A 13,747-nucleotide genomic window follows, 5' to 3' on the forward strand; every position below is an offset into this window, starting at 1 on the left:
GGGTTCGAATTTAGCCGACAGAACGTAGCGCTTTGATCGGTGCTTATCTGAACACCGCCTTGTATTCCGCACCAACAATTAAGATGTTGCACTTCGTAACAACAACCGTGCCCGGAGATGATCCCGCCCAGCCCGTCATCGAGGTCACGAAGGACTTCGGTGACCGCTATGCTGAGATCAATGCCTACCGGGTGCCCGAATCAGATCGGTATCCGGAAGGGATCAAGTACTCGATGCAGTATGGCAATGCTGCAGGGGAAACGATCCTTCGCTACGACAACTTCCCTGACCACCCGGATACGGCACGCCATCACAAGCATACGGCCGACGGGAGTGTCGATGACGTCGAGTTCAACGGGCTGGAGTCTCTCTTCCAGCAGTTCAAATCAGAGGTAATCGAACATGGCCACGACTGGTAACGATACTGACCGTACGCTTCACGTTCGCTTTCGCGAGGGTGACGACGAGCAACTCTCGGACACGCTCGCCGCCCTCGACCGAGGCGAGACACCCGATCCGCATCTCGAAGTGGTCTACACGGACCCCGCGGACGTACACAGCGTAACACGACCGAAATCACTGGAACTGCTGCGGGCGATTGTCCAGCACGAACCCGGGAGTATTCGTGAGACTGCACGCCTCGTCGAACGTGACGTGAGTCAGGTCCACCGTAATCTGACCGAACTTTCGGAGTTGCATTTGATCGATCTCGTCGAAGAGGGCCATGCCAAACGGCCGGTCGTGTGGTACGACGCGATCGATATCGATCTCCCGCTGGTGGCATCGGCCAGTGATTCGGACGAAGCTGTCGTGTAGTTTCTCCGTTGGGCATTCTGCCGACACCGTCACCCGGAGAGGTTTTCTTTCCCGATCACCTACGAGTGCGTGTATGCAGTGGCAACCGGACTGGGGGCTGCGCGGGCGCATGGTCGTGACGATGTTCCTGCTGTTCGCCCTCTATATCGTGTTCGTGGGGGTGCTTTCGAGCGCCGGCGTCGGCCTCGTGGGTATCGTCGTCGTGATGGGACTGTTCTCGTTCGGTCAGCTGTTCTTCAGCGACAAGCTCGCCCTGCGGAGCATGGGCGCGAAGAAAGTCGAGGAGAACGAGTATCCCGAACTCCATAGCAGCGTCTCCCGGCTGGCCCAGCAGGCTGACCTGCCGAAACCCGACATTGCGGTGGCAGACTCGTCGGTCCCGAACGCCTTCGCCACCGGGCGCTCGAAGAAGAACGCGACGGTCTGCGTGACGACGGGTATCATGGAAACCTTAGAGCAGGACGAACTGGAGGGCGTCATCGCGCACGAACTCGCCCACATCAAGAACCGCGACGTCGTGGTGATGACGATCGCTTCGTTCCTCTCGACGATCGCCTTTATGATCGTCCGGTGGGGCTGGCTGTTCGGCGGCGGACGCAACCGCCGGGGCGGTGGCGGCGGGATCTTCGTCGCCATCGCCGTCTCGCTGGTCGTCTGGATCGTCTCCTACGTCCTGATCCGCGCTCTCTCCCGGTACCGGGAGTACGCCGCCGACCGAGGCGGGGCGATCATCTCCGGCCAACCTTCGGCGCTGGCCTCGGCGCTCGCGAAGATCGACAACCGGATGGACCGCGTTCCCAAGGAGGACCTCCGAAGCCAGTCGGAGATGAACGCCTTCTTCATCGTCCCGATCTCGAAGGGGATGATCGCCAACCTCTTTAGGACCCACCCCTCGACGGAGAAGCGAATCGATCGCCTCCAGGAACTCGAACGCGAGATGGAAACGGTTTGAGAGCCGGATTCTTCCTGTCGTCGCCCCGTACGGCGGTGTTCAGATAAGCACCGAGCAAAGAGTTTGTTTCTCCTGCTTTTCAGCCGGATCCTGGCGGAATGAAAGGGCGAGCCAGTTTCGGGAACCCCGACGAAGCAAGCACTGCAGGCCGCAGCGCGGCCGAAGCGCGCAGCGAGGCGCGGGACCGAAACTGGCGAGGGCTTTCAGGGCAGTCTCACTCTGGTTAGATCCTTATCTGAACACTACCCCCCGTACAGTCGGAACTCTTATATCGAATTATGTATAACTCATAACTAGGATGGCCCAGTCCCCACCACAGTCGGGTCAGTCACCCATTCGGCAGCTACAGACAGTTGCCGACCTCCTCGAAACGCCGGCACTCGCCCGGGTTTACGCCCAGGTTTTACGGGACGGTCCGGTCACTGTGTCCGATATCGTCGACGGAGTCGACATCCCGCAGGGGACCGCCTACGAGTACGTCCGGAAGCTCGAAACGGCCGGATTGCTCGAGAAAACCCGCGACCGGCGTCCGTACGAATACGACGCCGAGCCGATCGCCCTCACGCTCTCGGCTGCCGAGGAGACGCGAACGATCACGCCGGCACTCATCGCGGCCGTTGCCCGTCGCGAAGCAGACGAGGACATCGACGTGTACATCGATCGACACGGTCTCGACGGCCTCGCTGTCGCGCTCGAGTACGCCTTCGAGTACGTCGAGGGCACGGTCAACTATCGCATTGCGGCCCGGGAACTCGATCTCTCACCCCTCGAAGCCGAGATCATCTTACAGGCGCTCGAACCAGTCGCCACCGAGTACGCTGACGAACGTACATGACGACTGTCTACGTCGCTGATACTGGTGTTTTCGTTCGCTGTGGCGGGCCTGAGAAAGACAAGTTCCAGCGGCTTCGCCGGGCTGTTCGACAGGCAGACATCTCCCTGCGAATTCCACAACGCGTCTACGAGGAACTCGGTGGCGATACTGCTGCGGAGGAATATCCTTCGGGAGACGTGCCGTATTCGGCTGGGATCCGATCGGGCTGGATCGTCGTCGCCGACGAACTCGACTACACCAATCCGTTGGTTTCGACGGTGATGGACGAGACACGCAGATTCATCGCCAGCGAGACCGACCGCGACGAGGATCGTATCGAGAAGGCGGACACGGCTCTCGTTGGGCTTGCCGGACAACTTTTGGATGCCGGCGAGGCGGACCGCATCGTGCTGTTGACGACGGACAAACCGGCGGGACGAGCGGCTGTGCGCTTACTTCCTACCCACGGCTTCGAGGACTGTATCGAGTTCCGATACGTTAGCGAAGCGTTTCTGGAGACGATCACTGCCGACGAATTTCGTTGAGATTCCGCATTCCGAAGGCGGCATATCGGAGTTATTTTCCTGCGACGGTGAGAACCTACGGCGTCCGCATGCAACTCGAGGCCTTTCCGTCCGTGTCTTTGCACAACGTCGCCGAACTCGCCCCGGCCGACTGGACCAACGGCGGCGGCCACCTCCAGCGGGTCCCGCGTTCGGTGGCCGCGAATCTCAACGTCATGGCCCGCGACCGCGTCCAGAGCCCGACGGGCAGTGAGATCCGATTCGTTCCGAAGAATGACGACGCGACCGTCGAGGTGACGCTCTCGGCCGCCGGCGAGACGACCGTCCAGCCGTTCTGGGGCCCGTTCCAGGGGGCCGAACCGTTCGAGATCGGCCCGGACCCCTCGACGCACACCTTCTCCGTCCCGGACCGCGTCCGGAACCTCGATCCGGCGGCTGCCGAAGACGCCGCGTATGACACCCGAATCTGTCGACTCCGCTTCGACGCGTGGTCCCGTGTCGCACTTCACGACGTCGCCGGTGACGCTCGTCCACCCCGAGACGCAGAACTCCCCGAAACCCGGTATCTCGCTTACGGCACCTCCATCACCGAGGGGGCGCTCTCGAATCCACACCTGGCGTACGTCGCCACCGCCGCTCGACAGCTGGGCGTCGATCCGATCAACCTCGGCATGGCCGGCTCGGCGTACTGCGAACCGGCCATCGCCGACCACATCGCCGGTCGCGAGGACTGGGACGTCGCCACGATCGCCGTCTCGGTCAACATGTCGAATCGGGGATTCACTGTCGAGCAGTTCCGTGAGAGCGCCGACCAGCTGCTCGATACCGTCGCCGACGCACACCCCGAGAAGCCGATCGCCGCCATTTCGCTGTTCCCGTATCACGCCGACGTCGTTGCGGGCGACGACCCCGAACGGGCGGCGGCCTACCGGGAGACGCTTGAGACACTCGTCACCGAATCGGCCCACGACAACCTTTCGTTTATCGACGGCTCGAAGCTCCTCTCGGTGCCCGGGCTGATGGACGACATCCTTCACCCCGGCGACGCCGGGATGGTCGAGATCGGGCACAACCTCGCCGACGAACTCGCGCCGCTGGTGGAGTGAGTCACAGGCCACGCCGCTGTCGAGCAATCACATCCACAGCAACTGTGCGTGACGGGTCCCGTCGATGTCGAGAACGTTCGCCTCATCGACGAATCCCTCCTCGATAGCCACCCCGACGGCTGTCTCACCGACGAGATTCGCTGTGTCACACCGGGCCAGACTCGCGGCGACCGCCTCGGCGCTTGCGGGGTCGCCGCCGTAGAATTCCTCGGTCACCGCAAGTGAGAGTTCGCCGTCTTCGAAGGTCTCGCCCAGGACGGCCTTGTCGCATACCGAAACGAGCAGGCCCTCCTCGGTCTCGCGCTCGGTGAGCAGGAGTTTGGCATCCGCCGGCACGTCCGTTCCCTCGTCGTCGGTCATCTTACTCGTAGAGTTCCGTCTGTGCGCCGTCGTCGATCAACTCCTCTTCGGTCTCCTGGCGGAGTTCTTCGGCCTCCTCGACGAGCTCCTCGGCGCGTTCGTCCTCGCCGACTTCCTCGTGGGCGCGGGCTTTCTCCTCTAAGAGGGTCGCGTTGCGGAACCCGAGCCGGATGGCGTTGTCGAAGGCGTCGATGGCTTCCTCTGCGAGGCCGCGTTCGAGCAGGAAGAAGCCGCGGTTGTACCACGCCTGCGGGAATCGGGGGTCGATCTCGACGGCGCGCTCGGCGTGTTCGAGCGCCTGCTCGGAGCGGCCGGACTCCCAGAGCGCGTACGCGAGGTTGGTCTCGGCCGTCGCGGCGTGCTCGGAGTCGGGATCGATCTCGATCGCCTCCCGGTAGGCCCCCATCGCGGCGTCGTACTCCTCGAGTTCGGCGTGAGCGGCGCCCTTGTTCGTCCAGGCCTCCTGTGCGACCGACTCGTCCTCGGCGTAGCGGGCGGCGCGTTCGAGGGTCTCGGTCGCCTCCTCGAAACGCTGGATCCGGGTGTAGCTGATGCCGACGTCGAGCAATTCCTCGGCGTCGACTTCGTCCCCGCCGATCGATCGCTCGTCGAGGAGGTCGCTCACGACGCGGGAGTCGACCGGGTCGACGCTGTCGGGGTCGACGTTGAGTTCCGGCGGTTCGAGGTCGAACCCCTCGTAAGGCTCTGAAAAGCCCTGGCCCTCCGAGAACTCGTGGTCGTCGGGTTCCTCAGTCATGTAGACCGTCTATGGCAGTCGAATGGTTAAGGGCTACGTCCGCGAGACGGGCGATCGAGCACGGAACGGGCGGCTGTACCGACTACTTCAGTGTTTAACTCGGGGGGAACCCGACTTGGACGAATGATCGACAGAAACCTGATTACTAAACCGAGGGCTGACTACCATCGACCCCATTCTCGAGGAATATCTCGCGTCGGTAATACAGATAGCCGGCGATCACGATGATTCCAACGAGTATCTTGATGCCGAGTGGCGGCTTCGCTGCACCACTCCGTGTAACTGTCGTATCGTTTCAATACAACTCTCACCGATCACGACAGGCTATGCTGCGTCAAACACGCGAGTCAGTGGCTGACGGCAAAGCGGGCGAAAACAGGCCGGATGGTGGGGCGATTCAGGTTCTGTTCCGTCACGTGAAGACGTAGGCCGATCCAACGAATTCATAGCCCGTCCGACTGAGGAAAACCGTCTTGCCATCATCCGAGAGAGTTACCCAGTGATCGAACATGTGTGTCTCGTCCTCGCCGCCTCCACTGGGACCGAGAGTGCCCTCACGGAACCATTTCCCGTTCGATCTGGTGTACATATACGCGGGTACCGTCTCGGTCTTCGTTTTTGGAGTCGTGGTACCGACGACGGCGGTTGAGCCGTCGGCCGCGATCGAAACGGATCCCCCGAGTGTCCTGTATTCGTCTGTTTCGTCGACAGTGAGTTTCGTCTGCCAGGACCATGGGCCGCTCTCGCGTTCGAAGACCAACACTGAACCGGTCGCCTCGTGTCCGGATTCATCGTCAGCGTCGAATACCTTCTCTCTCGGTACGCCAACCAGGGCGGTCGAACCGTCGTCCGTCAGTGCGACCGAATAGCCCATCATCAGTCGAGAGCCTCTGTCGGGGACGAACATCGCCTGCTGTGACCACTCCCCCCCGGACCGTTCGAAAACCGCTGCTTTCCCCCGATACGTTGGAACCGATTTTCCCTCGCGGGGAGCCGCGATTACGTTGGACCCGCCTGCCAGCGGACTTGTTCCGACGCTCTCACTGGCAGAACTGTCTTCGGCGTGGGGTGAACGGACGTACGGCGGACCCTGTGGCGAAGAAGTGGACATGTATGCCCCGACGAGTGCCGTTTCACCGTCGTTTGAAAGCGCGACCGAATATCCGTGATGCCGCCAGAGTATCTCTTCCATCCGGTGAAGCGTCCCCTTCCGGGACCATTCGCCATCGGAACGATCGTAAACGATAGCTGATTTCGGCGTACAGAGAAGCGCAGTCGTACCGTCTCCCGACAGCCCCACCGCTGAGCCGAATTGCGGTCCCTCTTGGCTTCTCTCCGGCGTTATTGTCCTCGTCCGGGACCACGAGCCGTCGGTGCGCTCGAAGACGAAGACCGCACCCGGGTTCGCACTGTTTGGGGCGTCGTAGCCGTACGCCCCTACGAGAATCGTTGTACTGTTGTGGTCGATAGCGACTTCGAAAAGCCCTCTTTGTATGTCACGATTGAGGATCGGAAGGGTTGTCCGAGACCATGATTCTTTGACGCGTTCAAAGACGTAGGCTGCATGGACGGTTTCACTTGCCGGTGGCTCTTCGAAGCGGGTGCCGATGACGACGGTCGATCCGTCTCCCGACGACGCCATTGACTGAAAGAAACTCGCGCTGTCACTATCCGCGGGCTGAAATGTATCGGACTGGGCCGAAGCGCCCGGGGCGACGACGCTCTCGCATCCGGCTAGCGCTGCTACGCTTGCCGTCCCGATGAGTCTCAGGGCGTTTCGGCGATTGTAATTCACATTTGGAAATGATATTGGTAGATAAAAGATCTTGGGGCGACGGAATGGGCGGTGTTTAGATAAGCACCGTACAAACAGCCAAATCCTGGCGGAATGAAAGGGCGAGTCAGTTTTGGGAATCGCGGCGAAGTAAGCACTGCAGGCCGCAAGGTGGCCGAAGCGCGCAGCGAGTCGCGGGACCGAAACTGGGAGGGCTCAGAGTGGGTTCCATCATTTCGGATCCTTATCTGAACACCGCCAGCGTTTGCGCCCGAATTATTTTGTACGCCGGGACGTACTGTGAACTATGACGAACGACCGTGCGGACCCCTCAGTCGAGGGTTCCGTGGATATCGAGGGAATCCGACGGTATCTCGCGGAGACGGACGTGGCCTTCGCAGTGCTGTTTGGGTCGTTTGCCACCGGCTCTTCTCGTGATTCTTCGGACGTCGACGTTGCCGTTCAATTTCCAGCGGCGATGACACCGAAAGAGCGGTTCCATCGGCGAAACCGCATCGACGCCGAACTGCAGGCGTATGCTGACCGGTTCGTCGACGTGAGCGACATCGAGAACCTCCCGCTGCCTGTCGTCCGTCGCGCACTTCAGGACGGCATTCGACTTGTCGGTGATCAGGAAGACATCGACGCGTATCGCGGGCGGATCGAAGCCGAATACGAGACCTCAGCTGCCAAGCGGAAACGTGAACGTCAGGAGTTCATCGACCGGCTTGCCAAAGGAGAGCTATAAATGGTTGATGAGGAGATTGTCGTGACCAAGTTGAACTCGACGGCAACTGACTGTCTCCTATGAGCAAGCGACTGTTCGTCAGCATCGACCTCGACGGCCTCGCCGAGGCGATCGCGGCCGTCCAGGATCGCTTCGAGGGTGCTTCGGGGCTGAACTTCGTCGATCCTGCACAGGCCCACGTCACGCTGAAGTTCCTGGGCGATACCGACCCGGACCGCCTCCCCGAACTCACCGATGAACTCACCGCGGCAGTCGAAGAGAGCGGCGTCGCCCCCTTCGAGGCCCGATTTGGCGGGCTCGGCGCGTTCCCCAGCGAGGAGTACATCACCGTCGTCTGGGTCGGCGTCCGCGAGGGCGGCCCGGCGATGACAGCCCTCAACGAAGCCATCGAGGATCGAACCGTCGCGATGGGCTTTGACCCGGAAGACCACGAGCTCACGCCCCACGTCACCATCGCCCGGATGGACCACGCTGGCGGGAAGGAGCAGGTCCAGACCGTCCTTCGCGAGGCCGATCCGACCGTCGGACCCCTCGATGTTTCCGAGGTCTGCCTGACCGAGAGCGTCCTCACCGACGATGGCCCCGACTATTCGACGCTCGAATCGTTCGAACTGTGACGCCTGTGGTGTGTAATATAAGAAATATGGTGTATTCTGGAACAGGGAACTGCCAATAAATATCGGCTCTCATTGGATTAGATGGCTATTTAGTCCGGACAAACGACTTAGGCCAACCAAAATTGGTTGGTATATTGATAATTCTTAAGTGCGTCCCGGCCCAACCATCGTCCAATGAGTTTGCTGGCGAATCTGACGCTGGTGTTCGTCGCGGGATTGATCACCGCGCTGGCGACCGGGCTGGGCGCGCTGCCGTTTTTCCTGGTCGAGGACATCAGCGACCAGTGGTATGTGGCGCTGTGGGGCCTCGCCTCGGGGATCATGGTGGCCGCGTCGCTCTTTGGCCTGATCTTCGAGGGGCTCGCCGAGGGGACGGCGATCGAGATCGCGATCGGGATGGCCGCGGGCGTCGTGTTGGTTGTCCTCGCCCATCGCGTCCTCGACGGTGCGGAGATCGACCCCCAGGAGTACGCGGAGGCCGATTACAAGAAGCTCGTGCTCATCCTCGGCATTCTGACCGTCCATAGCTTCCCCGAGGGCGTGGCCGTCGGCGTCTCCTTCGCCGAACTGGGTCTGGAGGGCGCAGAAGGGCCGATGATCCTCGGCGTGACGGTTCCGATCCTGGCGGTCTTCATGACGATCGCCATCTCGATTCACAACGTCCCGGAGGGGACGGCGATCGCCATCCCGCTACGGTCGATGGACGTCGGCGAGTGGCGGATGGTCTGGTGGGCAGTGTTTTCGAGTCTCCCCCAGCCGATCGGTGCCGTCCTTGCGTTCGCGTTCGTCCGGGTCGCCAGGGACTTTCTCCCCTACGGCTTTGGGTTCGCTGCGGGGGCGATGATCTACCTCGTCCTGACGGAGTTCATCCCCGAGGCGTTGGAGACGGGTTCGGATTTGTGGTATCAGGGCCGGGTCGAACTGACTGCCGGCGTCGTCGTCGGGGTGGCGATCATGGTTCCGCTCGCGCTGGTCTGAGACCCGAAAGAACACAACTATAAACGACGACAGCGAACGATGGCCTACAATGGGTAAGAAATCAAAGGGCAAAAAGAAGCGGCTGGCGAAACTCGAACGCCAGAACAGTCGCGTCCCTGCGTGGGTCGTGATGAAAACCGATCAGGACGTACAGCGGAACCCGAAACGACGCCACTGGCGACGGAACGATACTGACGAATGAGCGCCGAAGAATTCGAGGAGCGGGTCGTCACCGTCCCGCTTCGTGACGTCCAGGCAGTACCGAACGGCGAACGAGCCGGCACGGCGATGTCGCTCATCCGCGAGCACCTCGCACAGCACTTTTCGGTCGCGGAGGATGACGTCCGTCTCGACCCGTCGATCAACGAGGAGATCTGGTCGGACGGCCGTTCGAACCCCCCGAGTTCGATCCGCGTTCGTGCTGCGCGCTTCGAGGAAGCGGGCGAAAGCGTCGTCGAAGCCGAACCCGCAGAGTAACCATTGCTCCGCACGGCCTTCGCCGGATCGGCGTACGTCGGTGTCTACGCACGCGCTACTGACGAGTACCTCCTGATCCGGCCCGACGCCGAGGAAGACGTCACCGAGGCCTTTGGTTCGGAACTGTCTGTCCCGATGGTCGAGACGACGATCGGCGGGGCTGGCACCGTCGGCGCGCTCGCCGTCGGCAACGAGAACGGGCTGCTCGTCACGAGTCGCGTCACGGATCACGAACGCGACCACATCCAGGACGTGATCGACGTGCCCGTCGTCGAACTTCCGGGCCGGATCAACGCGGCCGGGAACGTGGTCCTCGCCAACGACAACGGTGCGTTCGTCCACCCTGACCTCCCCCGGGACGCCGTCCAGGCTGTCAAGGATGCGCTCGACGTGCCGGTCGAACGCGGCGATATCGCCGGTGTCCAGACGGTCGGGACGGCTGCGATCGCCACCAACCGCGGTGCGCTGTGTCATCCCAAGGCGACCGACGCCGAACTCGACCGGGTCGCCGAGGTACTGGACGTTCCGACGGACGTCGGGACGATCAACTACGGCGGCCCGCTGGTCGGCTCCGGCCTCGTCGCCAACGCCGAGGGCTACGTTGTCGGCCAGGACACGACCGGCCCGGAACTCGGCCGGATCGAGAGTGCCCTCGGGTACGTCGACTGATATCAGTAGTTTCTTGGGCCCATTCGTTCACTACTACTGTCATGAGTGGGTCCAGCGTAACCGGACAAACCGTGGTAATCACTGGGGGGGCGGGGTTTATCGGCAGCCATCTCGCCGATGCACTCGTCGAAACAAACGATGTGATCGTTCTCGATGACCTCTCGACAGGGGCACGCGAGAACGTCCCCGACGGCGCGACGTTCGTCAAGGGCGACGTTCGTGATCCGGCGACAGTCGCCGAGGTCACTGACGGTGTTGACCTGATCTTTCACGAAGCCGCCGTCGTCAGTGTCGAGCAATCGATCGACGAGCCCGAATTCTGTCACGACGTCAATTTCGACGGCACGCTTCAGATACTCGAGGCGGCAAGACGGGAAGATGCCCGCGTCGTCTTCGCCTCAAGTGCAGCGATCTATGGCGAACCGACGTCCCTGCCGCTCACGGAATCCGAGCCGGTGGCTCCACAGTCGCCGTACGGGATCGATAAGTGCTCAGCCGACCAGTACCTCCGGACCTATCACGACCTCTACGGCCTCGAAACGGTCGCGCTCCGGTATTTCAACGTCTACGGACCGCGCCAGACGGCGAGCGATTACAGCGGCGTGATCAGCATCTTTCGCGAGCAAGCCCAAGCCGGCGAGCCGATCACTGTCGACGGCGACGGGACACAGACCAGGGACTTCGTCCACGTTGCGGATGTCGTTCAGGCGAACCTCCGGGCAGCGACGACCGAGCACGTCGGCACTGCGTACAACGTCGGGACTGGCGAAGAAACCTCGATTCGGACGCTCGCCGAAACGACCCAGCGGGTCACCGACAGCGACTCCCCGATCGTTCATCGCGATCCGCGGCCGGGCGATATTGCACATAGTCGGGCCGACGTCACGAAAGCCCGCCAACGGCTGGGATACGAACCGTCGGTATCTCTCGAAGACGGCCTGGCAACGCTGGTCGGTGAGTGATCGTCACCTCTGGTCGCTATCGCCGCCGGCGATTGTCCGAGTAACGTCCGTCAATACGTTCCAGATCTGTCGAACGACGATCTGGACGTCGAACCAGAACGACTGTTCACGGATATACTGGAGATCGTACCGGAGCTTCTCGATCGGTTCGATGCTCGTGGCCTGATGTATCTGTGCGAGGCCGGTGAGTCCCGGTTTGACGAACCATCGTTTTCGCCAGGCGTCGACGGTCGTCTCCAGGTACTGTTCTTCCTCTTCTGTCCAGACGGCACGAGGTCCCACGACGCTCATGTCCCCGACGAGAATCGACCACAACTGTGGGATCTCATCGAGATGCGTCTGCCGAAGGAACCGCCCGACCCGGGTAATCCGATCGTTCGTGTCGTCGTCGGTCGGTTCGATCGACGCCCCCTCCGGCACCATACTCCGGAACTTATAAATAGTGAACGTATCCCCGAACGTGGCTGTTCGATTCTGACTGTAGAATATTGGACCGCCGTCGTCGAGTTTGATCGCCACCCCGACGACGGCGATAACTGGAGAGAGAACGACGAGTCCGCCCACGGCGAACGCGATATCGAAGAGCCGCTTGATAAGGTGGTCCTGCCAGTCCCACGGTTCCAGGTCGACGTCGACCAGTTCGCCGCCGGCCGTTCCGTCGGTCAGTACGACATCGGCGTGATCACGATGGACTTTCGCGGCGACGCCGTACTCGTAGCAAGTGTCCAGCGCCCCGAAGAACTCCGCACGATCCGGGCGATCGAACGCGAGGATGGCCGTGTCCACATCGTAATCGAACAGGATCTCGTCGAGACGCGAGAGGCCGCCGAGATACGTTAGGTCCCCAATCGCGTCGGACTCTTTCCCGCCGTCTGTCTGAGGACGCATCGGGGTGAGATCAGTATTCCCCACGTACGCCGAGGGTGGTGAGACATAGCCGATCACGGCCCCGTCGACTGCGGCTAAGATATCTTTGATCGTCTCTGGGTCGTCGCCGATGATGACTGTCCGTTCACCAGTTCCCGCCGGACGGCGGCGGATGGCGACAAACCAGAGCGGGAGCACGAAGAGGAGAAGCCCCCCAGCAACCAGCAGCGTCGCCCGCGGAAGCCGGTAGGTGTAATCGAAGTAACCTATCGTCGCAAGCGAGAGGAGGGCAAGTATCGTCCGGCGGACAGCGTCCATCCACGTATCGAGGATCCGACGCGGGCGCGGCTTGTACAGCGGAACCATTGCCACGAGAACCACAACTGTCGTCGTCGTCGCCTCAAAAAGGAGTTCGGGCCCCGTCGCTGGCGCAGTAACGAGCGTCCGGATTACCGGCATCGTCTCAAGCAACGCCCGCATCAGGGGGCCATTGACGACGACGACAGCGAGAAAAGCGAGAACGGCGGTTCCCAGGAGACTTCCCACCCGATACCGCCAGTGGCCGTTCATCACCCTGGCGTCTGATGGCGACACGGATAAAGTCTGTGACAGGTGTAACGACAGGACGAAGGCGGAACTCGCCGACGGACTCTCGGTGATTCCGACTTCCGATCGCTCAGGAATCTTCCCTGCGCTCACTCGATAGATTCGGTGGTTCAGGCGGTTCCACCAATGTCACGAGTATGTCGTATATTCGCGTCTGGGTGATTGCTTCGGCGGAGTGTGTGAGGCGAGTTCCTGCGAGCGCGAGACTCGCGATGATGAGCTGCACACCGATTGCCCCTGATGGCGTTCCGCTACCGATCAACAGACTCAGATTTGCGACGACCGCTGTGAGCCCAATCGTACTGATCACCTGAATCGGGTGGGCGCGGAGGACATCAAGCAGTCGACCGGTCACCACTGACAACACTGAGTTGTCCCAGTGTGTGAGTAGCCCGGCCATTAGCCAGTCGAGAATACCCAACAGCGGTCCGACAATCACCGTTTCCCGAAGGTCGATCACGATCACGTCGGGCTCCGGCTCCGCCGTGACCCACCGGTAGAGCCAGGATGCTCGAACGGCACATTGGACTCCGCGAACGAACCGCCCGACGACACTCCTACTAATAGCAGCCCAGGCCACTGCTTGCGTTCGACGGACTGCCGCCGTGCCGCTTGCCGTGGACAACGCACTCCTGAGTCGCGCCGCTCCCTCGGAGATAGTCGCTACAGTCCGGGAGTCTTGAACGTTCAGTCTCATCGATCGGTTCCGTGACGTGATGG

The 13,747-nt window shown here is 61.5% G+C and carries 18 protein-coding genes; 13 read left to right on the forward strand and 5 right to left on the reverse strand.

What is annotated here, in order from left to right:
• The first annotated feature begins 107 nt into the window (after positions 1 to 107).
• The 6 genes from HBNXHr_RS02950 to HBNXHr_RS02975 all read left to right on the forward strand — a co-directional run bounded on the left by HBNXHr_RS02950 (position 108) and on the right by HBNXHr_RS02975 (position 4,212).
• Positions 108 to 419, forward strand: coding sequence for a DUF6516 family protein (locus tag HBNXHr_RS02950; protein ID WP_275883110.1), 312 nt, complete (start codon positions 108 to 110; stop codon positions 417 to 419).
• Positions 403 to 816 carry a transcriptional regulator gene (locus tag HBNXHr_RS02955; protein ID WP_275739332.1) on the forward strand — a complete coding sequence of 138 codons (414 nt, stop codon included), beginning with the start codon at positions 403 to 405 and terminating at the stop codon, positions 814 to 816. Before HBNXHr_RS02950 ends, HBNXHr_RS02955 begins: the two co-directional genes overlap by 17 nt.
• A gap of 73 nt (positions 817 to 889) precedes the next feature.
• The gene (gene htpX / locus HBNXHr_RS02960) at positions 890 to 1,768 is read left to right on the forward strand and encodes a zinc metalloprotease HtpX (protein ID WP_275883111.1); all 879 of its coding nucleotides are present in this window, start codon (positions 890 to 892) and stop codon (positions 1,766 to 1,768) included.
• Positions 1,769 to 2,066: 298 nt separating this feature from the next.
• Complete coding sequence (locus HBNXHr_RS02965) at positions 2,067 to 2,603, forward strand: helix-turn-helix domain-containing protein (protein ID WP_275883112.1); 537 nt, start codon at positions 2,067 to 2,069, stop codon at positions 2,601 to 2,603.
• Entirely contained in the window at positions 2,600 to 3,127 is a 528-nt protein-coding gene (locus tag HBNXHr_RS02970; protein WP_275883113.1) for a hypothetical protein, read from the forward strand. Before HBNXHr_RS02965 ends, HBNXHr_RS02970 begins: the two co-directional genes overlap by 4 nt.
• A gap of 68 nt (positions 3,128 to 3,195) precedes the next feature.
• Complete coding sequence (locus tag HBNXHr_RS02975; RefSeq protein ID WP_275883114.1) at positions 3,196 to 4,212, forward strand: SGNH/GDSL hydrolase family protein; 1,017 nt, start codon at positions 3,196 to 3,198, stop codon at positions 4,210 to 4,212.
• 27 nt (positions 4,213 to 4,239) lie between these two features.
• Here HBNXHr_RS02975 and HBNXHr_RS02980 read toward each other — a convergent pair whose 3' ends face one another.
• The 3 genes from HBNXHr_RS02980 to HBNXHr_RS02990 all read right to left on the reverse strand — a co-directional run bounded on the left by HBNXHr_RS02980 (position 4,240) and on the right by HBNXHr_RS02990 (position 6,206).
• Positions 4,240 to 4,572 carry a DUF424 family protein gene (locus HBNXHr_RS02980; protein WP_275883115.1) on the reverse strand — a complete coding sequence of 111 codons (333 nt, stop codon included), beginning with the start codon at positions 4,570 to 4,572 and terminating at the stop codon, positions 4,240 to 4,242.
• Position 4,573: 1 nt separating this feature from the next.
• Complete coding sequence (locus tag HBNXHr_RS02985; RefSeq protein ID WP_275883116.1) at positions 4,574 to 5,329, reverse strand: tetratricopeptide repeat protein; 756 nt, start codon at positions 5,327 to 5,329, stop codon at positions 4,574 to 4,576.
• 412 nt (positions 5,330 to 5,741) lie between these two features.
• Entirely contained in the window at positions 5,742 to 6,206 is a 465-nt protein-coding gene (locus HBNXHr_RS02990) for a hypothetical protein (protein WP_275883117.1), read from the reverse strand.
• A gap of 1,204 nt (positions 6,207 to 7,410) precedes the next feature.
• On the opposite strand from HBNXHr_RS02990, the gene HBNXHr_RS02995 reads away from it, so the two are divergent.
• The 7 genes from HBNXHr_RS02995 (at position 7,411) to HBNXHr_RS03025 (ending at position 11,554) form a co-directional block, all read left to right on the forward strand.
• On the forward strand, positions 7,411 to 7,851 hold the full coding sequence (locus tag HBNXHr_RS02995) for a nucleotidyltransferase domain-containing protein (protein WP_275883118.1): 441 nt from the start codon (positions 7,411 to 7,413) through the stop codon (positions 7,849 to 7,851).
• A gap of 59 nt (positions 7,852 to 7,910) precedes the next feature.
• Positions 7,911 to 8,468 (forward strand): RNA 2',3'-cyclic phosphodiesterase, encoded by a 558-nt coding sequence (thpR, locus tag HBNXHr_RS03000; protein ID WP_275883119.1) that lies wholly within the window; start codon positions 7,911 to 7,913, stop codon positions 8,466 to 8,468.
• A 174-nt stretch (positions 8,469 to 8,642) separates the two neighbouring features.
• Complete coding sequence (locus HBNXHr_RS03005) at positions 8,643 to 9,446, forward strand: ZIP family metal transporter (protein WP_275883120.1); 804 nt, start codon at positions 8,643 to 8,645, stop codon at positions 9,444 to 9,446.
• A 49-nt stretch (positions 9,447 to 9,495) separates the two neighbouring features.
• Complete coding sequence (locus HBNXHr_RS03010) at positions 9,496 to 9,648, forward strand: 50S ribosomal protein L39e (protein ID WP_275739348.1); 153 nt, start codon at positions 9,496 to 9,498, stop codon at positions 9,646 to 9,648.
• Entirely contained in the window at positions 9,645 to 9,923 is a 279-nt protein-coding gene (locus tag HBNXHr_RS03015; RefSeq protein ID WP_275739350.1) for a 50S ribosomal protein L31e, read from the forward strand. Before HBNXHr_RS03010 ends, HBNXHr_RS03015 begins: the two co-directional genes overlap by 4 nt.
• Positions 9,924 to 9,926: 3 nt before the next feature.
• Positions 9,927 to 10,592 (forward strand): translation initiation factor IF-6, encoded by a 666-nt coding sequence (locus tag HBNXHr_RS03020; protein WP_275883121.1) that lies wholly within the window; start codon positions 9,927 to 9,929, stop codon positions 10,590 to 10,592.
• A gap of 41 nt (positions 10,593 to 10,633) precedes the next feature.
• Positions 10,634 to 11,554: an NAD-dependent epimerase/dehydratase family protein gene (locus HBNXHr_RS03025; protein ID WP_275883122.1), complete on the forward strand. Its 921-nt coding sequence runs from the start codon at positions 10,634 to 10,636 to the stop codon at positions 11,552 to 11,554.
• Between the two features lie 3 nt (positions 11,555 to 11,557).
• Here HBNXHr_RS03025 and HBNXHr_RS03030 read toward each other — a convergent pair whose 3' ends face one another.
• Positions 11,558 to 12,991 carry a sugar transferase gene (locus HBNXHr_RS03030; protein ID WP_275883123.1) on the reverse strand — a complete coding sequence of 478 codons (1,434 nt, stop codon included), beginning with the start codon at positions 12,989 to 12,991 and terminating at the stop codon, positions 11,558 to 11,560.
• A gap of 106 nt (positions 12,992 to 13,097) precedes the next feature.
• Entirely contained in the window at positions 13,098 to 13,724 is a 627-nt protein-coding gene (locus HBNXHr_RS03035) for a hypothetical protein (RefSeq protein ID WP_275883124.1), read from the reverse strand.
• Positions 13,725 to 13,747 lie beyond the last annotated feature (23 nt).

Source organism: Halorhabdus sp. BNX81, assembly GCF_029229925.1.
Classification (GTDB): Archaea; Halobacteriota; Halobacteria; order Halobacteriales; family Haloarculaceae; genus Halorhabdus.